Source organism: Flavobacterium sp. (genome assembly GCF_036759525.1).
Taxonomy (GTDB): Bacteria; Bacteroidota; Bacteroidia; order Flavobacteriales; family Flavobacteriaceae; genus Flavobacterium.
Genome location: NZ_DAIOUN010000005.1, coordinates 62,471 through 85,779 on the forward strand (window position 1 = coordinate 62,471; position 23,309 = coordinate 85,779).

Annotated in this window: 21 protein-coding genes; 6 read left to right on the forward strand and 15 right to left on the reverse strand. The window is 34.2% G+C overall.

Features of this window, described 5'->3' with window-relative positions:
• Nucleotides 1-115: 115 nt before the first annotated feature.
• Entirely contained in the window at nucleotides 116-2,299 is a 2,184-nt protein-coding gene (locus V7M80_RS05765; protein ID WP_333694672.1) for a carboxy terminal-processing peptidase, read from the forward strand.
• A 43-nt stretch (nucleotides 2,300-2,342) separates the two neighbouring features.
• Nucleotides 2,343-3,449, forward strand: a complete 1,107-nt coding sequence (locus tag V7M80_RS05770) for an ABC transporter permease (RefSeq protein WP_333694673.1) — start codon at nucleotides 2,343-2,345, stop codon at nucleotides 3,447-3,449.
• Between the two features lie 55 nt (nucleotides 3,450-3,504).
• On the opposite strand, the gene V7M80_RS05775 is transcribed toward V7M80_RS05770, so the two are convergent.
• On the reverse strand, nucleotides 3,505-4,086 hold the full coding sequence (locus V7M80_RS05775; protein WP_333694674.1) for a hypothetical protein: 582 nt from the start codon (nucleotides 4,084-4,086) through the stop codon (nucleotides 3,505-3,507).
• A gap of 77 nt (nucleotides 4,087-4,163) precedes the next feature.
• Between V7M80_RS05775 and V7M80_RS05780 the strand changes: the two genes are divergently transcribed.
• Both V7M80_RS05780 and V7M80_RS05785 read left to right on the forward strand, forming a co-directional pair.
• Nucleotides 4,164-4,934 (forward strand): DNA/RNA non-specific endonuclease, encoded by a 771-nt coding sequence (locus V7M80_RS05780; RefSeq protein WP_333694675.1) that lies wholly within the window; start codon nucleotides 4,164-4,166, stop codon nucleotides 4,932-4,934.
• Complete coding sequence (locus V7M80_RS05785) at nucleotides 4,931-5,770, forward strand: endonuclease/exonuclease/phosphatase family protein (RefSeq protein ID WP_333694676.1); 840 nt, start codon at nucleotides 4,931-4,933, stop codon at nucleotides 5,768-5,770. The genes V7M80_RS05780 and V7M80_RS05785 overlap by 4 nt, the downstream gene beginning before the upstream one ends.
• On the opposite strand, the gene rodA is transcribed toward V7M80_RS05785, so the two are convergent.
• The 6 genes from rodA to purH all read right to left on the reverse strand — a co-directional run bounded on the left by rodA (nucleotide 5,771) and on the right by purH (nucleotide 12,862).
• Nucleotides 5,771-7,024, reverse strand: a complete 1,254-nt coding sequence (gene rodA, locus V7M80_RS05790) for a rod shape-determining protein RodA (RefSeq protein WP_333694677.1) — start codon at nucleotides 7,022-7,024, stop codon at nucleotides 5,771-5,773.
• Entirely contained in the window at nucleotides 7,024-8,877 is a 1,854-nt protein-coding gene (mrdA, locus tag V7M80_RS05795) for a penicillin-binding protein 2 (RefSeq protein WP_333694678.1), read from the reverse strand. Before mrdA ends, rodA begins: the two co-directional genes overlap by 1 nt.
• Nucleotides 8,874-9,380 (reverse strand): rod shape-determining protein MreD, encoded by a 507-nt coding sequence (locus V7M80_RS05800; RefSeq protein ID WP_333694679.1) that lies wholly within the window; start codon nucleotides 9,378-9,380, stop codon nucleotides 8,874-8,876. Before V7M80_RS05800 ends, mrdA begins: the two co-directional genes overlap by 4 nt.
• Nucleotides 9,373-10,197, reverse strand: coding sequence for a rod shape-determining protein MreC (mreC, locus tag V7M80_RS05805; protein ID WP_333694680.1), 825 nt, complete (start codon nucleotides 10,195-10,197; stop codon nucleotides 9,373-9,375). The genes V7M80_RS05800 and mreC overlap by 8 nt, the downstream gene beginning before the upstream one ends.
• A 48-nt stretch (nucleotides 10,198-10,245) precedes the next feature.
• Nucleotides 10,246-11,274, reverse strand: a complete 1,029-nt coding sequence (locus V7M80_RS05810) for a rod shape-determining protein (protein WP_333694681.1) — start codon at nucleotides 11,272-11,274, stop codon at nucleotides 10,246-10,248.
• A gap of 61 nt (nucleotides 11,275-11,335) precedes the next feature.
• On the reverse strand, nucleotides 11,336-12,862 hold the full coding sequence (gene purH, locus V7M80_RS05815) for a bifunctional phosphoribosylaminoimidazolecarboxamide formyltransferase/IMP cyclohydrolase (protein WP_333694682.1): 1,527 nt from the start codon (nucleotides 12,860-12,862) through the stop codon (nucleotides 11,336-11,338).
• Between the two features lie 194 nt (nucleotides 12,863-13,056).
• On the opposite strand from purH, the gene V7M80_RS05820 reads away from it, so the two are divergent.
• Nucleotides 13,057-14,310 (forward strand): ABC transporter permease, encoded by a 1,254-nt coding sequence (locus V7M80_RS05820; protein WP_333694683.1) that lies wholly within the window; start codon nucleotides 13,057-13,059, stop codon nucleotides 14,308-14,310.
• A gap of 3 nt (nucleotides 14,311-14,313) precedes the next feature.
• Here V7M80_RS05820 and V7M80_RS05825 read toward each other — a convergent pair whose 3' ends face one another.
• From V7M80_RS05825 to tamL, 4 genes are all read right to left on the reverse strand, one after another.
• Nucleotides 14,314-14,892 (reverse strand): cytochrome b/b6 domain-containing protein, encoded by a 579-nt coding sequence (locus V7M80_RS05825; protein WP_333694684.1) that lies wholly within the window; start codon nucleotides 14,890-14,892, stop codon nucleotides 14,314-14,316.
• Nucleotides 14,893-14,960: 68 nt separating this feature from the next.
• Nucleotides 14,961-15,815: an acetyl-CoA carboxylase, carboxyltransferase subunit beta gene (accD, locus tag V7M80_RS05830; protein WP_333694685.1), complete on the reverse strand. Its 855-nt coding sequence runs from the start codon at nucleotides 15,813-15,815 to the stop codon at nucleotides 14,961-14,963.
• A 79-nt stretch (nucleotides 15,816-15,894) separates the two neighbouring features.
• Nucleotides 15,895-16,962 carry a class II fructose-bisphosphate aldolase gene (fbaA, locus tag V7M80_RS05835; protein ID WP_333694686.1) on the reverse strand — a complete coding sequence of 356 codons (1,068 nt, stop codon included), beginning with the start codon at nucleotides 16,960-16,962 and terminating at the stop codon, nucleotides 15,895-15,897.
• 102 nt (nucleotides 16,963-17,064) lie between these two features.
• Complete coding sequence (gene tamL / locus V7M80_RS05840; RefSeq protein ID WP_333694687.1) at nucleotides 17,065-19,620, reverse strand: translocation and assembly module lipoprotein TamL; 2,556 nt, start codon at nucleotides 19,618-19,620, stop codon at nucleotides 17,065-17,067.
• Nucleotides 19,621-19,656: 36 nt separating this feature from the next.
• Here tamL and V7M80_RS05845 point away from each other — a divergent pair, with 36 nt between their 5' ends.
• Entirely contained in the window at nucleotides 19,657-20,391 is a 735-nt protein-coding gene (locus tag V7M80_RS05845) for a TrmH family RNA methyltransferase (protein ID WP_333694688.1), read from the forward strand.
• Here the strand turns inward: V7M80_RS05845 and porT are convergent.
• The 4 genes from porT to V7M80_RS05865 form a co-directional block, all read right to left on the reverse strand.
• Entirely contained in the window at nucleotides 20,378-21,079 is a 702-nt protein-coding gene (gene porT, locus V7M80_RS05850) for a type IX secretion/gliding motility protein PorT/SprT (RefSeq protein WP_333694689.1), read from the reverse strand. The two genes, V7M80_RS05845 and porT, sit on opposite strands and share 14 nt — an antisense overlap.
• A 1-nt stretch (nucleotide 21,080) precedes the next feature.
• A complete protein-coding gene (gene ubiE, locus V7M80_RS05855; RefSeq protein WP_333694690.1) occupies nucleotides 21,081-21,812 on the reverse strand; it encodes a bifunctional demethylmenaquinone methyltransferase/2-methoxy-6-polyprenyl-1,4-benzoquinol methylase UbiE in 732 nt (243 codons plus the stop codon).
• A 567-nt stretch (nucleotides 21,813-22,379) separates the two neighbouring features.
• The gene (locus V7M80_RS05860; RefSeq protein WP_333694691.1) at nucleotides 22,380-22,862 is read right to left on the reverse strand and encodes a dihydrofolate reductase; all 483 of its coding nucleotides are present in this window, start codon (nucleotides 22,860-22,862) and stop codon (nucleotides 22,380-22,382) included.
• Nucleotides 22,863-22,868: 6 nt separating this feature from the next.
• The gene (locus V7M80_RS05865) at nucleotides 22,869-23,213 is read right to left on the reverse strand and encodes a 2TM domain-containing protein (protein ID WP_333694692.1); all 345 of its coding nucleotides are present in this window, start codon (nucleotides 23,211-23,213) and stop codon (nucleotides 22,869-22,871) included.
• Nucleotides 23,214-23,309: the final 96 nt, after the last annotated feature.

Genomic DNA, 23,309 nt, shown 5'->3' on the forward strand with positions numbered 1-23,309 from the left:
ACTACGTTACAAATTCATAACTTTGTTTGGTAATCTGATAATTTTCCGATTATTTTACAAAAAATCACACAAACTTTGATGCTGGCATGATTTTTATGTCATGTAAATAGAAAAAATGAATACAATTTTAAAATTTATGAGAAGAAATTTCAAGTTAGTTATACTGACAGTTGTTCTGTCGGTGGCGTTATTGGCATTCAAAGCAACCGAAAATTATAAAAAAGAAAATTCCAATCCCGAGCGAGATAAATTGTTGTTGGAGCTTCTCACTTTTGTTATTGAGCGGGGTCATTACGATCCGGCAGCTATAGATGATAATTTGTCTAAGGGTATTTACAAAGATTTTTTAGATGCATTAGATCCTTCTAAACGATTTTTTTTACAATCAGATCTGGATAAATTGGCCAAATATGAAACCAAGATTGACGATCAGATTAAAAATAAAGATTTAACTTTTTTCAATTTGGCTTATGAGTTGTATTTGGAAAGAATGACTCAAAGTCAGAAATACTATAAAGAAATTTTAGACAAACCCTTTGATTATAAGGTAGATGAAACTATTAATACCGAATATGATAAACTCCCGTATGCCCAAAATTCAGCAGAGCTGAAAGAGCGTTGGAGAAAACAAATTAAGTTGTCTACATTATCTTCATTATATGATAAATTAAAGTTTGAAGAAGATCAGAAAAAAGAAAATCCGGAACACAAAGTAAAAAGCTATGAAGATTTAGAAAAGGAAACTCGAGAGAGTTCTCTTAAATCTTTAGATGATTATTTCACTTTCATCAAAGATTTGGAGCGAAATGATTGGTTTGGCATTTTCGTTAATGCTATTGCCTCTCGTTTTGATCCGCATACCAATTATATGGCTCCTGATGATAAAGAACGTTTTGATGTAAGTATTAGTGGGAAGTTTGAAGGTATAGGGGCTCGTTTGCAAAAGAAAAATGATTTTACCGAAATTACCGAGTTAATTTCGGGTGGGCCGGCTTGGAGAGGTAAAGAATTAGAACCCGGAGATGTAATCTTAAAAGTAGCCCAAGGCGATAAGGAACCTGAAGATGTGGTAGGGATGCGATTGGATAATATTGTTAAAAAGATTAAAGGACCTAAAGGAACAGAAGTTCGATTAACCGTAAAAAAAGTAGATGGAACTCAAAAAGTAATTTCTTTGATTCGAGATATGGTTGAAACCGAAGAAACGTATGCCAAATCAAGTGTGGTAGAACGAAACGGAATGAAATACGGTATCATTTATTTACCTAAGTTTTATATCGATTTTGAAAATAAAGACAGTAGAGATGCCGGAAAAGATGTTGCTATTGAAGTAGAACGTCTCAAAAAGCAAGGTGTTCAAGGAATCATAATGGATGTAAGAGACAACGGTGGTGGATCCTTAAAAACAGTTGTTGATATTACAGGTTTGTTTATTGAACAAGGTCCGGTGGTACAAATTAAATCGGCAGGAACCCAAAAAGAGGTTCTATATGATAGGGATGGTAAAGTTCAATGGGATGGGCCATTGGTTGTGATGGTTAATAACTTTTCTGCATCGGCTTCAGAAATTTTGGCTGCTGCAATTCAAGATTACAAAAGAGGTATTGTAATAGGAAGTAAACAAACTTTTGGTAAAGGAACCGTTCAAAATGTTATCGATTTAAACCAATTTGTTAGAGGAAATACAGTAGGCGATTTGGGAGCACTTAAAACAACTACTCAAAAGTTTTACCGAATTAACGGAGGGTCAACTCAATTGGAGGGTGTTACAAGTGATGTTATTATGCCCGACAGGTATTCTTACATTAACATTGGAGAAAGAGACATAGAAAATGCAATGCCTTGGAGTAAAATAGATCCGGCTAATTATTCTGTTTGGGATAAACAGGTAAATTTTGAAAAAGCACTCGAAAACAGTAAGTCAAGAATGGCTCAAAACGAACATTTTCAGTTGATAGATCAAAATGCAGTATGGACTAAAAACAGAAGAGATACTTATGTGTATTCTCTAAATTTAAATAAATTTAAAGAGGAGCAAGAAAAACTTGAGTCTGAGACCAAATCCTTTAAACCTATTTCTGACTATCAAAATAATCTCGTGTTTAAACCTATACCTGAAGATGAGGTAGTGATGAAAAAAGACGAATCATTTCGTGAAAAAAGAGAGCGTTGGTTTGAAAATTTATCCAAAGATATTTATGTAGAAGAAGCTCTCAATGTTTTGGATGATTTGCAATCTAAACCGGTTCCAAAAGGACAGATTAATTTAAAGAAAAAAGAAAAAGTTGTAAAATCATAATGTACAAAGTGTATCTTTGAACTCAAAGCAGAATGTTTTATTCATGTCAGGTTCAAATCAATCCTTAACAGCTATAGCACTTCAAAAATTCCGCAAGAATATTTGGGGTGTTTTTAGTTTTGGTTACATATTACTGATGTTTCTAATAGCTGTATTTGCCTATGTTTTGGCACCTGATAACTCTGAAAATGCCAATCAAATGCATCTTTCAATTCATTCTAAACCACCCGGATTTTCAACTTTGATGCTTTTTTTACCCCAAGAGGAGATAACTCCTAAGTCATGGCGAGATTGTTTTACCGGACAAACTTTAAATGGTACCGAAATACCTATACTTTCTTATAAAATTCAAAATCAAAAATTAGTTTATCAGGAATATTCAGAAGATTCAAGTATGGCTCAAACCAAAGAGTTATTATTGAATCAGTTTCCGGGTTTTAAATCGTTTCAATCAGTTGAAGATGAATTAATACAAAAACGCACATTTTATTTGGGAACCGATAAATACGGCAGAGATATGTTGAGCCGAATGTTAGTTGGTTCTCGTGTTTCAATATCCATAGGGTTTGTAGCTGTTTTTATTTCAATTGTATTGGGATTGTTTTTTGGTTCTGTTGGAGGGTATTTCGGAGGAAAATGGGATGCATTTGTGATGTGGTTGGTCAATGTGATTTGGTCTATTCCTACCTTATTATTGGTTATTGCTATTACTTTGGCATTAGGTAAAGGATTTTGGCAGGTATTTGTGGCTGTAGGTTTAACTATGTGGGTTGAAGTAGCCCGAGTTGTGAGAGGTCAAATAATTAGTGTTAAAGAAATGCAGTATGTTACCGCCGCTAAAGCTTTGGGGTTTTCAGATTTTCGGATTATTGCTAATCATATTTTACCTAACATCATGGCTCCTATTATTGTAATTTCAGCGGCCAATTTTGCTTCTGCAATTTTAGTTGAAAGCGGTCTTAGTTTTTTGGGATTAGGAGCACAACCACCCATTCCCAGTTGGGGCGGTATGATAAAAGATCACTACAATTATATTGTGTTGGGAAAACCTTATTTGGCTTTGGTTCCCGGGATAGCTATAATGCTAATCACTTTGGCTTTTATGATGTGTGGAAATGCCCTGCGGGATGCCCTAGATGTAAAAACTTAGAAATTGAATTACAAAAAAAATGCCCCAAATGGTTTTTACTATTTGGGGCATTGGGTTAAATTTTCAATCGTTTAAGTTCTCTTTCTTCTTTTTCGAGTTGGATTTCGAGTTCTTTTATTTTAAGTTCTTCTTTGTTGAGTTTAATTTCATTTTTACTTATATCAACCGGACTCATTTTGCCTTTTAATTTTTTTTCTTCAAACTTAACTCTATTTCGTTCCAGTTTAATTTTTGCTTTCGCTATTTTATCTTTGGTTTTACTCACTTTAGAATCTTGCTTTAGAGCCTTTGTTCTTCTCTTTTCCTCGGCTTTAAATGCTTTTTCTTGGGCTTTAAGTCTTTTCTCTTCCGCTTTTTGAGCTCGTAAAGCAGCTTTTTCAGCATTTTGTTGTGACTTTAATTTTTTCTTTTCCAAGTCTAACTTTTCACGCTCTAATTTTTCTTTTTCTTTGCGAGCTTTCTCAGCTTCCTTTTCGGCTTTTTTTGCTTCTTTTTCGGCTTCAATTTTTGACTTTTCCAATTGTTCTTGGTCTAAGGTAGCGTTTGGAATACTGTCTTTTACAGTTGGAATTTCTTGGGCATTACTAATATAAAATTGAAGTAATAGGGCAAATACTAGAATCAATTTGGTTTTCATGGGCAATACATTTAATTTAGTTACTTTTACAAAGATACAAAATCAATTTTAACAGTACTAATCTTTAACTTATTGCTATGATTTTCAGAATGGGATGTCTTTTTGTCGGAATCTTGGTTTTAAATTCATGTGTATTTGAATCAAAGGTTCAGCAAAAAAACACTTTAGAAAGTGATTTTGATTTTTATCCTACTTCTACAACCGGAGTTATAATTCAACATCCTTATTATGCTTTATCGTATTCAGAGGAACACGAACAAGCAGAATGGGTAGCCTATAAATTGACTTCGTTTCCAATGGGAGTAGGAAATTATGAAAGACCCTATTTTAATGAAGACCCTAAAGTGAAAACCCGATCGGCACATTGGAGAAACTATAAAAATTCGGGTTATGATAAAGGACATCTTTGTCCGGCAGGCGATATGAAGTTTTCAAAAGAAGCTTTTGAATCTACTTTTTTAACCTCAAATGTTTCTCCCCAGTTGCCCCAATTTAATTCTGGTATTTGGAATCGATTGGAGCAAAAAGTTAGGTATTGGAGTCAAAAGTATACCACGTTATATGTTGTAACTGGTGGTGTTTTGACTTCAGATTTATTAAATATTGGTTTTGAAAATGTTGCTGTACCCAATTATTTTTATAAAATTGTTTTTATTCCAACTGATAAAAATCCTGTGATGGTAGGTTTTTTGATTCCACATAAAGAAGCTTCAAATTCGATTTTTGATTTTGTAGTTTCTGTTGATGAAATTGAACGGGTTACCGGGATTGATTTTTTTCCTACTTTAGAGGATGAATTAGAAGAAAAATTGGAACAAAATTCAACTGTTTTAAAAGCGTTATTATGATGGGTAAAGTAAAGAAATTGGGATGTGTTTGTTTTTTGTTTTTTTCGGGTCTTATTTTTGGACAATCTTTTACAGCAATGACCTATAATATTAGGCTCGATATTCCTCAAGATGGTGATACCAATTGGGCAAATAGAAAAAACAATATGTTTGCCTTATTGGATTTTTATCAACCGGATATTTTTGGAATTCAAGAGGGTTTGCCTCATCAAGTAGAGAATCTTAAAAATGCTTTACCTGCCTATTCTGTTTTAGGTGAAGGTAGAGATGGCAAAAATACGGGAGAGCATAGTTCTATTTTTTACAATACAAATCGGTTTGAAGTATTGCAAAACGGAACTTTTTGGTTGTCTGAAACTCCAAAGGTTGTTTCCAAAGGTTGGGATGCTGCTTTAAATAGGATATGTACTTATGCTCTTTTTTTGGATTTAAAAACGCAAAGGAAATTTTGGGTTTTCAATACCCATTTTGATCATGTGGGAACGGTTGCCAGAGAAAATAGTGTAGCTTTAATTCATGAAACAATTCAAAAATACAATACAATGCATTATCCGGTTGTACTCATGGGTGATTTTAATTTAGAGCCGGATTCATCTCCTATTGCTTTTTTAAAAGCACGCTACTCGGATACCAAGAGACTTTCAAAAGTATTGTTTAATTCCGGAGGCACCTTTAATGCTTTTGATTTTACTTTAAAAAAGTTTAAAGAAATTGATTATATTTTTATTTCAAAAAGCGGATTCAATGTCTCCAAATATGCGGTTTTAAACAATCACTTTTCAGGAATCTATCCTTCTGATCATTTTCCCGTTATGGTTGAATTGAAATGGAAGTAATTACCATTCATTTACTTTGTTTGCATCTAATTTTAAGAAAATGAAAAGCAATATAGTAAACGCCCACAAGCTTGAACCTCCATAAGAAAAGAAGGGTAAAGGAACACCTATTGTGGGAAAGAGCTTAATGAGCATGGTTATGTTTACAAAAAAGTGTGTGAATAAAATAGAGGCAACACAATAACCGTAAATTCTACTAAATTTTGTTTTCTGATTTTCAGCCAAATAAATGATACGCAATAGGAGTGATACAAAAATTAGAATAACAACCGCAGATCCTATAAATCCCCATTCCTCTCCAACTGTAGTAAAGATATAATCGGTATGCTGTTCCGGCACAAACCCCCCTTTGGTTTGGGTGCCTTCCATAAATCCTTTGCCAATTAAACCTCCAGATCCTATGGCAATCATAGATTGATTTAGGTTGTAGCCTTCATTTTTTTTGTCAATCGTATCATCAAACAACACATTTATTCTATCCTTTTGATGCGGCTCTAAAACCGATTCAAAAACAAAGTCTACGGATAATACAAAAGAAGTAGCTGCTATGAAAACGATAAGATAGCCAATGGCAATTCGGTCTACCCTCCGAGCTCTTAAATAATGGAAAATCATGAGTACCACAATTCCTAAAATCACATACAAAGGTTGTATGAGTAATGAAGAAAAAAATAATACTATTGCAAAAAAACCGGTCCATAAATACCATTCAGGCAATCCTTCTCTGTTTAAAACCAAAACAAGAGAAAAGAAAATCATAGCACTACCTGCATCGGGCTGCATGAGAATTAATAACACCGGTAAAAAGATTATTCCAAAAGCAAATAATTGATGATTGAGGTTTTTAAGAAAGACCTGTGAATCACTTAAATATTTTGCCAATAATAATGAAGTAGCTGTTTTTACAAACTCCGAAGGTTGAAAACCAAAGGAACCTATACCATACCAGTTGGTTTGACCCTTGACTGTTTTTCCAAAGACAAATAACCCCAATAGTAATAGAATTCCAACAGCATAGAACACTAAAGAGAACTTTTCATAAATTTTTGCGTCTATCGAAAGCACCACTACAATAACCGGAATAGTTAGAAGAATGAAAATAAGTTGTTTACCGTAATACTGATCAAATTCAAAAGTGTCAAATTCAATTGGAATAGAAGTAGAAAAAATATTCAACCAACCCATTACAACCAATAGGAGATATAATAATACCGAAATCCAATCTAAATTACTGGTAACACTCTGGTTTTTCATTATAAATTAATTGAGAAGGGTTGCCCACTTATAACTTTTGCATATTCTTTCTCCAAACTAGATTCTAACATTCTTTTTTCCAAATCGGTTCGGGTTATCTTCCCTTTAATGTATTTTTCAATCATTAAGCTTGTTATTGGACCTGCAATACGTGCACCCCAATATCCGTTTTCAACAAATACTGCAATGGCAATTTTTGGGTCATCTTTAGGAGCAAACGCTACAAAAATGGAATGGTCTGTTAGCTGTACTCTTTTACCGTTTATTTTGGTAAAATTTTCAGCAGTTCCGGTTTTTCCACAAATCTCAAGGCCTTGAACCTGAAGTCTGGAAGCTGTACCTTTATTATACACATCAAATAATCCATTTATAACCGGGGGAAAATATTGTTGATCAATAGTGGTTTGATGTTTTGTTGTAAACTTAGGGTCTATATTTCGATTTTTAATTTTTTTAATGATGTGAGGGGTGTAATAATAGCCTTGGTTGGCTACCGCACACATTACATTGCACAATTGAATAGGTGTCATTAATACTTCACCTTGTCCAATAGAGTTTGAAATAATAGTTGTACTTCGCCATCCGCCAGCCGAATAATATTTGTCATATAGTTTGGACGTAGGTACATTACCTCTTCTTCCTTGAGGTAAATCGTATCCCATAAAATTACCAAGCCCAAAACTTTTTAAATGATTACTCCAAGCATCTACACCGTAGGCTGGTTTAGGATATTTTTCAATGATTTTTCTATAGGTATTGGCAAAATAAGTGTTGCAAGAACTATACATACCATTGTTTAAGCTAAATCCACCGGAATCATGGCATTTCATAAATCGATTTCCATAGCTAAAACCCCTTCTGCAAAAGAATGTGGTTTGTTCGTCTATAGCTTCCTCTTGAAGACCAATCAATGCGGTTAATATCTTGAAAGGGGAACCTGGAGGGTATTCAGCTAGTAATCCTCTGTCATATAGAGGTTTGGCAATGCTGTCGTTGTGAAGCATTGTATAGTTTTTAGACCGTTGTCTTCCCACTAAAAGAGCCGGATCATAAGTAGGTGCTGAAATTAAAGCTAAAATTTCACCCGTTTTAGGCTCTATAGCTACTATACCGCCTCTTTTGTTTTGCATTAAAAGTTCACCATATTTTTGAAGTTCAATATCTAAAGATAAGGTTATGTCGTCTCCTTGCTTTGATATCGTATCATAAATACCTTCTTTGTAAGGCCCAATGTCTCGGTTGAATTTATCTCGTTGAATGCGTTTTACGCCTTTTTGTCCTCTAAGGATATCTTCATAATATTCTTCAACTCCTTGTTTACCAATTAAATCACCGGGTCTATAGTACGGGTTTTTTTCAATAATGTTTTGATTTACTTGCGTGATGAATCCAAAAACATTGGCCGCAACATTCACTTGATAATCTCTCAAAGATCTTTTTTGGATGTAAAAACCTTCAAATTTTCTTATTTTTTCTTGAAATGCGGCATATTCTTTTTTGTTGAGTTGTGCTAAAAATACAGAAGGTAATCTTGGACTGTAAATGGTAGCTTTTTTGAGTTTGGAGTTGAACTCTTCTTTTGTAATACTTAAAAGTTTACAAAATTCTAACGTGTCCAAATTTTTAATTTCTCTGGGAACCACCATAATGTCATAGGACGGTTGATTGGCAACCAATAGTTTTCCGTTACGGTCGTAAATATAGCCACGCTCCGGGTACTCGTAAACTACTTTTATAGCATTATTTTCTGATTTTAATTTGTACGATTCATCAATAATTTGCAAATAGAATAGCCTAACCAATATGGCAATGGTTCCAAAAATGATTAATCCGGGAAGTATGGTCTTTCTCAATTTTTGTTGGGCTTAAATAAGTAAATTAGTAAAATACACAGCAATAGCGTAAATATAGTACTCAAAATAGTTCGTAACAAGATATTCCAAAAAAAACTAAATCTAAATATTTCCAGCAAGAATAATATTAAATGGTGTGTAGAAACAGCTATGAGTAAAAACGAAAAGCGTTCCGGGGTAAGCCTGTCGTTTATTTTTACAGTTTGATATTCGTAACTCAAACCAAAAGAAAATTTAAAAAATGAAGGACGTAAGTAAGCCAATGTAACACATGCAGCAGCATGTACACCTCCGGAGTTACTAAACATGTCCATGGTGATGCCTAATAAAAAACTAGCTAACAGTAATCCATTTTTATTACTGTTTACCGGATATAAAAGAATAAAAAGAACGTAGGGGTAGGGGTTTATGTATCCTAAAAAGTTGAATTTATTGAAAATAGCAACTTGAGCCAAAATCAGCAAAATAAAACGGGCAATATTGTAAAGTAGTGCACTATTCATCTGATGTTTGAGCTTCTAATTTTAAGATTTCAGTTCGATCTTTGTTTTCAATTATATACACGTGTCCGAGACTAGTCATGTCATTAAACAATTTAACATCAATGGTGAAGTAATTTGTTTTATTATCGGTGTATATTTTGTGAATGGTACCAATGTTTATGTTTTCCGGAAAAATGATAGATTGAGCTCCCGTTACAATTGTATCCCCTTTTTTTACCGAGGCCAAACGCGGTACGTCTATCAATTGCACATAACCGGTATTTTTTCCATTCCAGGTTAAAGTGCCAAAATGATTGGTTTTTTTGATTTTGGCATTAATTTGCGACTTCACGTGTAGCACACTAATTACAGTTGCATAGTTTTTGGAAGTGTTTTCAACTATTCCAATGATTCCTTTACTGTTTACAACTCCCATATCCGGTTTTACTCCTTTTGCGGTACCGGAATTGATAGTTAAAAAGTTTTCATGAACATTGTAGCTGTTGTTGATTATTTTGGATTGAATTACATTGTAATTTCCAAAACTGCTCAAAAGCTCATTGTCAATCGTCTTGGTGGTATCTTTTAAATTGTAAAGTAGGCTTTTTAAACGGGCGTTTTCATTAGCTAAACCTTCATTTTCGGTTTTTAAATTCAAATATTCATTAACCGAGTTAATCCGTTCATAAACTCCACCCGTAACAAAGTTGGCAGAATTGATGATTTTGCTTCTGTGAAAGGAGTGAAACTGAATGGTAAGTGATAACGAAATGGTTAAAAGCAGCAAAAACAGTAGCTTAGTACTGTTTTTTAAAATATAATTGAATATTTGCTGCATAATTCAGTGTCAGGTTTTGAGTTAGAAAATTAAATATCAGTAAAATGATTATTTAATTAATATGCTCCTGAATTTAGTGATGTTTTTCAATGCAATACCAGTTCCTCTCACCACGGCTCTCAAAGGGTCTTCGGCAATATAAACCGGTAAATCGGTTTTTAATGAAATTCTTTTATCTAAACCGCGAAGCATAGATCCTCCACCGGCTAAATAAATTCCGGTATTGTAAATGTCGGCTGCTAGTTCGGGTGGGGTTTGAGACAAGGTTTCCATCACAGCATCTTCTATACGTTGAATAGATTTGTCCAAGGCTTTGGCAATTTCGCGGTAAGAAACATCAACTTGTTTGGGTTTTCCGGTAAGTAAGTCTCTACCTTGAACAGACATTTCATCTGGTGGTGTGTCTAATTCCTCTATTGCGGCACCTATTTCAATTTTTATTTTTTCGGCTGTACTTTCACCCACAAATAAGTTGTGTTGCGTACGCATGTAATACACAATATCATTGGTAAAAACGTCACCTGCAATTTTTACCGATTTATCACAGACAATTCCGCCCAGAGCGATAACCGCAATTTCGGTAGTACCACCTCCAATATCAACAATCATGTTTCCTTTGGGTTGCATGATATCTACCCCAATTCCAATTGCAGCGGCCATAGGTTCGTGAATCAAATAGACCTCCTTACCATTTACCCGTTCACAAGATTCTTTTACGGCCCGCATTTCTACCTCTGTAATTCCCGAAGGTATACAAACTACCATACGAAGAGCGGGTGTAAACAATCGCTTTTTCAAAGCCGGAATGCTTTTAATAAACATGCTGATCATTTTTTCTGAAGCATCAAAATCAGCAATAACTCCGTCTTTTAATGGACGAATGGTTTTTATGTTTTCATGTGTCTTACCTTGCATCAAATTAGCCTCTTTACCAACGGCAATAATCTTCCCCGAAATTCGGTCTCGAGCCACGATAGAAGGAGAATCAATAACAACTTTGTCATTATGAATAATCAAGGTATTTGCGGTACCAAGGTCAATTGCGATGTCCTCGGTCATGAAATCAAAAAATCCCATACGTTTGTTTAGGGTTAGTTAGGTTGATATAAATTTTATTTAACGTACAAAGGTAAAAAAATTAATGTTTAAAATGACGTGTTCCGGTAAATACCATTGCAATTTTATTTTCATTGCAATAGTCTATGCTTAATTCGTCTTTTATGGAGCCACCAGGCTGGATTACAGCGGTTATTCCTGCATGGTGAGCTATTGCCACACAATCCGGAAAAGGGAAAAAAGCGTCACTGGCCATTACCGCACCCGATAAATCAAATTGAAAAGAATTGGCTTTTTCTATGGCTTGTTTTAAAGCATCAACACGCGAGGTTTGTCCGGTACCGGATGCAATTAATTGCCCGTTTTTGGCTAAAACAATTGTGTTGGATTTGGTGTTTTTACAAATTTTTGAGGCAAAAATCAAATCTTCAATTTCTTGATTAGTAGGTGATAAAAGGGTAACGTTTTTTAAACCTTCTTTATTGTCTGTTGTGTTGTTTTTATCTTGAATGAGCAAACCGTTCAAACAGGTTCTGATTTGTTTTGTTGGTAATTCAACATCGTGTTGAACTAAAATAATTCGGTTTTTCTTTTCTTGCAAGATGGTTACGGCATCTTCTTCAAAACTAGGAGCAATCACCACTTCACAAAAAAGTTGATTTATTTCTAAAGCGGTTTCTTTATCAATAGTTCCATTTGCAATCAAAACTCCCCCAAAAGCAGAAGTTGGGTCGCCTGCCAAAGCATCTAGATACGCTTCTTTCATGGAACTTCTTGTAGCTAAACCGCACGCATTATTGTGTTTTAAAATAGCAAAAGTGGGTTCGTTTTCCTTAAATTCCAAAATCAAATTCACAGCAGCATCAACATCTAATAAATTGTTGTATGATAATTCTTTACCATGTAATTTGGTAAACATTTTGTCAAAATCGCCAAAGAAAAAACCTTTTTGATGCGGATTTTCTCCATATCGAAGTACTTGACCGTTGTCGATACTTTCTTTATAAACCGTTTCATCAGTGTTAAAGTAGTTAAAAATGGCCGTATCATAATGAGAAGAAACATGAAAAGCTTTTGTAGCCAATAATCGTCTTTGTTCGAGTGTTGTTTCTCCGTTTTGGGTAGTTAGTAAATTCAAAAGAAATCCATATTCGTTTACAGAGGCAACAATTACTGTGTCTTTGAAATTTTTGGCAGCTGCCCGAATTAGTGAGATGCCACCAATATCAATCTTTTCAATGATGTCTTCTTCTGAAGCTCCCGATGCCACGGTTTTTTCAAAAGGATACAAGTCTACTATAACCAAATCGATTTGCGGAATTTCAAAGGCTTTCATTTCTTCTATATCTCCGGTATGATCCTGACGGTTTAAAATACCTCCAAATATTTTAGGATGTAATGTTTTTACTCGTCCTCCAAGAATTGATGGGTAAGACGTTACATCTTCTACCGGAACTACCGGAATTCCTAGGTTTTTAATAAATTCTTCGGTGCCACCGGTTGAATAAAGGGTTACATTTTGCTTATGCAGTTGTTTTACAATGCTCTCAAGTCCGGTTTTGTCAAATACCGAAATTAAAGCCGATTGAATGGTTTTTGTAGTTGTCATTGTGTTGTTGATTTTTGAAGGTGCAAAAGTACTATTTGTCAATTTAAATGACAAAGGATTACGACATTACTTTTTGAAGAAAATAGAAGGATAAACTTCATTTCTTAGTAAGATGAATGAATCTTTTGTGCATTAAGTGTAACAATTTTTACAATAAGGTTACCTATAGTGCAATTAGTCTTAGAAATCAAGATATGCTGCTTTACTTGAGGTTGCTTAAAGAAAGTTTTAGTTTTGCAATGAATGCATTGCGAAACAATAAATTGCGTACTTTTTTATCGCTATTGGGAGTAACTATTGGAATTTTTTCGATTATTGCTGTTTTAGCAGCGGTAGATTCTTTAGATCAAAAAATTAAAGCCGATTTGGGTGATTTGGATAAAAACACCATTTATTTATTGCGTTTTTCTTTTGGTCCTACCGAAGTACCTCGTTGGAAACGCGAACAATTTCCAAATGTAACCTATGAAGAATTTGAATACCTTAAAAGGTCGGTTAATGGAGTAGATAAAATGGCCTTTAATCTTTTTACCCGTAATGAAAATATAAAATTTGAAGACAAAACGGTAAGTGCTGTTCGGGTTACACCTACAACCAATGAATTTGACGGAATTGATGGTGTAAAAATAGACCAAGGCCGGTTTTTTAATGAGTCTGAATCCAATTCGGGTACTGCTGTTATAATTTTGGGTTATGAAGTTGCAAACGGACTTTTTGATTCATTTGAAAAAGCAATAGGGAAAAAAGTTCGATTGTATGGTCAACGTTTTACCGTGATTGGGGTTACAAAAAAACAAGGATTTTCAACTTTTGGAGATAGTAGAGATAATGCGGTTTTTATACCTATGAATTTTATTCGAAGGTTGTATGGAGAAAACAGTAGCATGCTTACCCCGGCAATTCTGATTAAACCTCAAAAAGGGATTGATATGGAGCAATTTAAAGGTGAAATCACTCAAAAATTGCGTAATTATCGTGGCATCAAAGCTTCAGAGGAAGATAATTTTTTTATTAATGTCCTATCCGGATTTACGGATTTTATAGATAATATTGTGGGTCAAATGAATGTGGTGGGGTGGATTATTTCCGGATTTTCTTTACTTGTAGGTGGTTTCGGAATTGCCAATATTATGTTTGTATCTGTAAAAGAACGCACTAACTTAATTGGAATTCAAAAATCACTAGGAGCAAAAAACAGATTTATTCTCTTTCAGTTTTTATTTGAATCGGTTATACTTTCGGTTATTGGTGGATTAATTGGACTTGTTTTTGTTTGGATAACGGCAATGTTACTTTCTAAACTTATGGATTTTGAATTTGTTTTAAGTTTTGGAAACCTAGTTCTTGGTACCGGATTGGCTGGATTTATTGGACTAATTTCGGGGATTATCCCGGCTTTTTCAGCATCCAGACTCGATCCCGTAGAAGCTATCAGAAGTGGTTTGTAATTGCTATTTTGTTTTTTTTCCGCTAATAATTCTTGAGACTATACCGCTGTCGTTGGTAAACTCGGCCCAAATTACGCTACCTACATGAATAATCAGGTAAGGTATAACGTAGTATAAGGATAATTTATGGATGGTTTCTATTAAATCTTTGGTGTGCTTTGGGCCAAATTTTAGTAGTAATCCGGTTATTAATGAAATAGTGATTCCTAGATAAAATGCAGTGTAAATGCCAAATTGAATCTTTTCTTTCCTACTTAAATTCTTTTGGAACGGATTTGGAAAAGGCATTTGATTGAAAGTGGGCAATAGAAGTCTTACTGCAAATAGTCCGGTGCAAATATAGCCCAGATAAATATGCCAATCCCACATGGGTTTTCTGATTTGTTTTGCAAGTACAATCAACTCCTCTTTTGATAGATTGGAGGTGCCTTTTTCTGTTAAAAAGTTTTCAATGATTGCTGCCATATGGTCTTTGTTCATCCAAGTCATTCTCAAAAAAACGGTTAAGAGAATCAAAATAAGAGTAAGAGCAAGACTCCAATGCATTGTTCTATAAATTTTGGAATAAGATTGATTTCTCATAACGGTTTTAGAGTTGTTGTGATTTAATAATAGAGCTAATAAAAAATCCCGAATTAACGGGATTTTTTTTATCTAATGTCTTGGTTTTGAATTAAATCTAAAAATAAATTTACTTTTTCTTTTAACTCTTTTCGATGAGTTATAAAATCCAAGAAACCATGTTCTAAAACAAATTCGGAGGTTTGAAAACCTTCGGGTAAATCTTTTCCGGTGGTATCTTTAACAACTCTAGGTCCTGCGAAACCAATTAAAGCTCCGGGCTCAGCAATGTTTACATCACCTAACATCGCATATGAAGCTGTTGTCCCTCCGGTTGTTGGATCGGTACAAAGTGATATATACGGAATTTTAGCATCGGCTAATTGAGCAAGTTTTGCTGAGGTTTTGGCCAATTGCATTAAAGAATATGCCGCTTCCATCATTCGTGCACCTCCCGATTTTGAAATCATCATAAACGGCACTTTATTTTTGATGGAATAATCAATACCTCGTGCTATTTTTTCACCAACTACCGCACCCATAGAGCCTCCAATAAAAGCAAAGTCCATACAACAAACTACCAAGTCCTTGCCTTTAGATTTTCCTACGGCAGTACGAACGGCATCTTTTAAACCGGTTTTTTCAATGGCATCTTTTAAACGATCGGAATATTTTTTGGTGTCCTCAAATTTCAAAGGGTCTTTGGCGGTCATTTTGGCGTCAAGTTCTTTGAATTCGTTGTTGTCAAATAATATTTCGAAGTATTCTTTACTTCCTATACGTACATGAAAGTCGTCCTCTGGGCTTACCCATAGGTTTTTGGCTAATTCATCCTGGTCAATTATTTTACCGGTTGGAGATTTGTACCAAAGTCCTTTCGGAACGTCTTTTTTATCCTCTGTTGCAGTTTGAATTCCTTTTTCTGTTCTTTTAAACCAAGCCATTTTTATTAGTTTAAGGTTATAGTGTTTCTGGTTTCAAGTTTCAGGTTATAAACATTAGCCTGAAACTTTAGTCCAATCTTTATAAAGTATTTACGTTGTTGAGGTCTGCAAAAGCTTGCTCTAAACGTTTGTTAAAAGTAATTTCACCCTCACGTATCCATTTTCTGGGGTCGTAATGTTTTTTATTTGGAGAATCGGGCCCGTCCGGACTTCCAATTTGGGTTTTTAAATAGTCAATTTTACCCGTCATATAATCTCTTATACCTTCGGTAAAAGCAAACTGTAAATCGGTATCAATGTTCATTTTAATAACGCCATAAGAAATAGCTTCTCTAATTTCTTCTAAAGTTGAACCTGAACCGCCGTGAAAAACAAAGTCGATGGGGTTTGAACCCGTATTAAATTTACTTTGAATGTATTCTTGTGAATTTTTAAGAATTATAGGTGTTAGTTTAACATTCCCGGGTTTGTATACACCGTGTACGTTTCCAAAAGCTGCGGCAATGGTAAATTTTGGACTTACTTTCATGAGTTCTTCGTAGGCATAACTCACTTCTTCGGGTTGTGTATATAGTTTTGAACTGTCTACATCTGTATTGTCTACTCCGTCTTCTTCGCCTCCGGTTACACCCAATTCAATTTCTAAAGTCATTCCCATCTTACTCATTCGGGTTAGATATTCTTTACAAATATGGATGTTTTCTTCAAGAGGTTCTTCAGATAAATCGATCATGTGAGAAGAAAATAAAGGTTTGCCGGTTTGAGCAAAATGTTCTTCAGATGCCGTAAGTAAACCATCTATCCAGGGTAATAAGTTTTTTGCACAATGGTCTGTGTGTAAAATTACTGTTGCTCCGTAAGTTTCAGCCAAGGTGTGAACATGTTTGGCTCCGGCAATAGCTCCTGCAATAGCTGCTTTTTGACCTTCGTTTGAAAGACCTTTACCGGCATTGTATGCGGCACCACCATTTGAAAATTGGATAATTACGGGAGCATTAAGCTTGGCAGCCGTTTCTAACACACCATTTATAGTGCTTGAACCAATAACATTAACAGCGGGAAGTGCAAATCCTTTTTGTTTCGCATAATTAAAAATTTCTTGAACTTGATCTCCGGTGGCAACTCCTGGTTTAATATTGTGTGACATCTTGTATATAGTTATATTGAGTGAACAAAAATAATAATTAAAATAGGTTTAGTAAAATTATTAGTAACAAATCGTTTAAAAAAAATTATCTTAACATACAGGTTAGAAGGGATAATTTATACCAACATTTAATACGGAATTACTAAAATTCGTTTCTCTAAACCATCTGTTTTTTATATCATTGGCAGGGTTGTAAGCTTTGAAACCAAGGTCGAAACGGGCCACAACAAATCCAAAATCATAACGAACACCTAAACCGGTTCCAACTGCCAAGTCTCTTAATGATTGCAGACCTGTAAATCGGGATGATTCGTCTTTGACATTATCTAAAACGTTCCAAATATTTCCAACATCTGTAAAGATAGCTCCTCTGAATTTCCCAAAAACTTTAAATCGAAGTTCTGCATTTAGGGCTATTTTTAAATTTGCTTCGTTGAAATCATTTTGAGCACCACTACTCCCTGGACCTAAACTATAGGGTCTCCAGGCTCTGTTGTCGTTGGTACCACCTGCAAAATAACTTCTTGAAAATGGTATGTTGTTCGAATTTCCATACGGAATAGCAATTCCCACAAAAGAGCGTGTCGCAAAAACAGTGTTGTTCTTGAGATCAAAATGTTTTATAAATTCAAATTCTGTTTTGATATACTGAGAGAATTCGATGTCAAAAATTGTACGGTTCCCATTGAGATTTACCGGTTGATTGGATGCTTTGGCCAGTAGGGAAAGTACATTTCCTGCTGATTCAATTTTAGCTCTCAATACATAAAAATTATTATCCAAAAGATTGGTTTTTGTGGTTTTTGAGAAACTGTAATTAGAAGCTAAAATTAAATTGTTTTCAGAGAGGCGATTTTTTCTTTCATTGATGCTTCGAATGGTTTGTAGGTCCGAGGGAGTGGGGGTAATAGTTGGATTTTCTCCCAAAACTTCATTCAAAAAACCATTGGTACCAAAATCAATTAACAGATTACCACTTTCATTAAGATAAAGGGGGTCTAAAGGATAATTCTGTGCAATTTCATTTAGAGCCCTGTAAGAGGAACGATATACGTTGAAATAGTTGCTCACATTGATGTTTTTGACATATTGAATGTTAAATAAATCAAGTCGAGCCGAATTGTATCGTTTGGGAGTCCAATTGTAGGTTAAAGCTCCGGTCAAATTTTCTTTGTCTAGTCCGATATTTTGCTGTTTGGCAAAACCCATACTTATTTGAGTGGAAGGAATCATTTCTTTAGGAATAATTCGGTCGGTTTTAAAGGGGAAAAATACTCTGGGGAAATTCAATCGCATATCCGCACCGTATTCCGAAATGTTAAAAAAATTATCTCTAGGATTGGCCATATCTCTGGATGAACCAATGTTTCCTCGTCCTGCAATTTCCAGTGTCTCAGCACCATTAAATAAATTACGAATAGATACTGATAAGTTCCCGGTTACACCAAAATCTTGTATGTTGGAATGGGTTACATCAAATGAGGCACCAAAGCTATATTTCTTTCGAGGGCTCAAGTAAATGTTAGCAATTAATGATTGGTTTAAACTATCGTTAGGGTCTACTTCATATTGTATGGAAGGATACGCAAAAACTTTGAGATTACTTAAAGCCCGCGAAGTAAGATTGTTTTTGTAATCGGCATATATGCCGCCTTTTGTAATAAATACGGCATCAGTAAGAGCCCTTGGTTTGTATTTTAATTTGTCTGTACTGTAAAGATTGTAATTGTTGTAGGTAACAGAATCGGCAATTTTTGTTCTGTTTTTGGATGATGGACTATCTGTAAAAATATTGATTTCACTAACCTTGTAAATTTTAAAGGGTTTAGTGCCCAACGTGTCTCCTGATCTGTAGGAGTAATCACCTATAACAACATTAACATTAGCTTTATTTCCGGTTAACAAAGTGTCTATGTCATAGTTTATGTAGTTTTGTTGAAAGTTGTAAATACCATTGTTTCTAAAGTAAGAAGTTAAACGGTTACGTTCTTCTTCAAAATGCGAAGATTGGTATCTGTTGCCTGTTTTTAAAAGTGAAAATTTAGAGGCTTGGGAGTATAAGGAATCAATATCAGGAGAACTGATTCGGGTATAAATGCTGTCCAAAATATAGGGGTTTCCCAAGGTTAGATTATAGATAGTTTTGATTTTTTTAAACCCTATACTGTCATGTTTCACAGAACCCTTAACATTAAAATAGCCTTCATTAAAGTAGTAAGATCTCAATCGTAATAACGATTTTGAAGATTTGTTTTCGTCTACTATAGTTGGAGCTTCACCGGTATTCTTTAATAGGTTATGAATCCCTTTGTACCAAAATGATTCTCCAAGTCGGTAAACTTGTTTGCGAGACAAAAACTTGGATTTCCGTTCCAATTTTTTCGGGTTGTTAATGTATTTTGCCGCAAAAGTAGAATCGGGATTAGGGTTCGCCCAGTTGTAAATGAATAAACTGAATGGTACTTTTAAAAATTGAGTGTTTGGCTTTTGTACCAAGTAGGCGGTTATCTCTTCTTTGGTTTCTTTTTTTCCGTCAACAAGAATTTCTGAACTTGCTAACAATGATTTGCCTTCGGGAACTCTTTTTACAGAATTACAAGCATAAAAAACAAAGAGAATTAAAAATATAAATGATATTTTTGTGAAAATACTTTTCAATGGTATTTTAAATTTACTTCAAAAATACACTATTTTATGGTTAGTAAAAATCAAATTAAACGAATTACAGCTCTTCACCTTAAAAAAAATCGTATCACCGAGAGACTTTTCATTGCAGAAGGAATGAAAGTGATACAAGAGTTTGTAAATGCGGGTTTTGTTTTAACCGATTTTTTTACAACCAATCCTGATTTACAGATTTCAAAAGAAATTCCAGCTCAATGGGTCACAGAGAGTGAATTAAAAAAAATGAGTTGTCTACAAACTCCCAATACTTGTTTGGCTGTGTTTGAAATGCCACAAACAAAAAACATTAAAAAAGAGGGGTTGATTTTGGCTTTAGATTCTATTAGAGATCCTGGGAATTTAGGTACAATTATTAGGTTGTGTGATTGGTTTGGTATTGAACATTTGATTTGTTCTGAAGAAACCGTAGATGTTTTTAATCCCAAAGTTATTCAATCTACAATGGGTTCTCTTGCAAGAGTTTCGGTAACCTACACCTCATTGCGTTTGTTTATTGAGGAGTCTCAATTGCCGGTTTACGGGGCTTTTATGGAAGGAGAATCTATTTACCAAAAAACGTTACCTAAAAATTGCATTTTAGTTATGGGTAATGAGGCAAACGGGATTTCAACTGAAATTGAGCATCAAGTACAACAGAAAATCAGTATTCCCCGATTTGGTACTATTCAAATGACCGAAAGTTTGAATGTAGCTACAGCCACAGCAATATTTATGAGTGAGTATGCCCGAATTAATGAAATGTAAAGTTTATAAAAACACCACGTGTTTTCATAGATTCAACAGAAGAAGTCCAAGGACTATTGGGGTCGTTATCTCGAATCAATTCGTCATTTAAACTGAAAACTCCTCTAATTGAAGGAGAAAATTTGAAATATTCCAAATAAATATCAATTCCAAATCCAAGTTCGTAATTGTTTGTCCATTGATTCATGCGAAATCGATTGTTAGAATTGTCATCTCTTGCTTTCGAATTACTCGATAAATTGAGCGTCGTTGAAAGGCCTCCAACCAAGTAGGGTCTAACATTCCCAACTCTTTTGGACGAAAATTTCAGTAATAACGGAAAATGAATGTAAGTTGATTTAACTTCTCTCAAGGCATCAAATTCCGATTCGAAATTTGGGAACGTTAAATTTCGTTGAGTGTAATAAAGTCCGGGTTCAAATCGTAAATTTATGTATTCGTGTAATCTTAAATCGCCTACCAATCCTACATTAAATCCAACAGAAGTTTCACATAAAATTTCTTCATTTAAACGATTTTGATCAATTTTAAAGTCATAAGAATTGAAGCCTAAAAAATAACCCCAATGCACTCTTTGTTTGTCAAAATTTTCAAGATGAATTATAGGATCTCTACCAAAAATACTACCAAATTGAGCTTGGGCATGACAGGTTATTACGAGTAAAGCAAATACAAGTTTTGTTTTCATTTTATTTTTTTGAAGCTGTATAAATAGTAGCTACTCCCATAGTTTGAGGTTGTGCTACAACATCTATAAACCCAACTTTTCTCAAAATATTGTTTAACGCTTCTCCGTAAGGAAATACCGAAGCTGATTCTGAGAGGTAAGTATAAGCTGAATTATCTTTTGAAAATAATTTTCCAATTAGCGGCAGAATAAAACGCGTATACAACTTATAGCCTTGTTTAAACGGAAATTTTTCGGGGACAGAAGTTTCAAGAATAACAAAAATTCCGTTGGGTTTGAGTACCCTAAGTATTTCGGATAAACCATTTTCAAGCGTTTCAAAATTTCTTACACCAAAAGCAACGGTTATTGCATCAAAAGAATTTGTGTCGAAAGGGATTTTTTCAGAATCACCTAAAACCATTTCTATTTTTGAAGATAAATTCTTTTGTTGGATTTTTCTTCTTCCCACCTCAAGCATACCGGCAGAAATATCAAGTCCGATGATTTTAGTTGCCTGAGTTTGGGTCATCAATATCGCCAAATCTCCTGTTCCGGTGGCAATATCTAGTATGGTGTCGGGTTTTTGGTCTTGAACTAATTTTAAAACTTTTTTACGCCATTTGATATCGGTTCCAAATGAAATAACTCGGTTTAAGCCATCATAGTTTTCAGAAATCGTATCAAACATTTGAGCAACTTGTTCTTTTTTGCCTAATGATGAATCTTTGTAAGGGGTAACCGATTTAGCCATACTTTTTTTTGCAAATATAAACTTATTCTAAACTATTAACAAACTCGTGTCTTCTAATTTTGTTTACTTTTTTTAAAAAAAGATAAAACACAAACTCACTAAAATTAGTGATAAAAAAATATCCCTAAAATCGGGTATTGTGTGGTTATGTAATAATGAGCAATTTTACATCATGAATCAAATGTTAGTCTTCATGTTATCAAGAGCAATTAAGACCGAAATGAAATGGGTGGTATTGGCACTTATCATTACATTTTTTCTTGTTAGCAGTATCGACGGATTAGCTTTAATTGGCGAATCTGATTTTTCAGTGTCACAAACGTTCTTAGGGTTAAATTTGTTTTTGGAAATTTTAGTTTTTTTCGCTTTTAGTACCTTCGTGGTATTTGGTATTAAAGGCTTTTTTGAGATGTATTCTCAGAAATTTGCCAATGTCGTAATCTTCATTTCTGGAGTTTTTTTGGCAGTGGTAATTTTTATTTTAAGTTATCAGATACTAGTAATGGAATAGTCTTAGTTCCGGAACTTGAAGCTTTTTGATTAAAACATCCCCCAAAGGGATGTTTTTTATTTACGCGAATAAGTCAAATAGCTAAAAGCAAAGTTGTGTTTTTCATCTTTAGGATGAAATTCTTCAAAATCCAGATTCCATTCATCTGCAGAAAATTCAGGAAAGTAAGTGTCTGCTTCAAAGGAAGCATGAACCTTAGTTAGTTCCATTTTATCACAAAAGGGTAAAGCTTGTTTGTAAATTTCTCCACCACCAATTACAAATACAACGGCCTCATTTTGACATACTTCAAAAGCCTTCTCCAAGCTAGGTACTACAATGCAATCTTTGAATTCATAGTTTTTCTGACGAGTTATAATAACATGAGTTCTATTAGGTAATGGTTTAGGGAAACTTTCAAAAGTTTTTCTACCCATAATAATATAATGTCCGGATGTTAACGCTTTAAATCTTTTAAAATCATCAGGAAGATGCCATAACAAGTCGTTGTTTTTCCCCAAAGCATTGTTTTCAGCTATTGCGGCAATAAGTATTTTCATAGTTTTTTAAAGCGAAGTATTAGATTCTGATTCTATTTTTTGTTTCAATTGTTCTAAACGTTTATCCTGAAGAGCCATCAATCGGTTTATCTGTTCTCTTTCCCATTCCTTATTCATAAAACGATCGGTAATATAGACTTTTATAAAGTGCATGATAAATAAGAAAAACCACAAAGTTGTAGCCCAAATATACCAATTGGTAAATGGAGAATAATTAAAAATTTTATCAGATAAAATTAGAAATAAACTTCCAATTAAAAAAACTACAAAATGATAATATAAACGTTTCTTTTGCTTGATTCGTCTTCGAGCATATTCATATTTTTCGTGTTGTTCTCTGCTGATTTCCATAAGTAAAAACAATTTTTTGGCTACTTAAAGGTAGGAATATTTTAAAAATAAAAAAATCTATTTTCAATATATTCTAATACGAAACCGTTTTCCTAA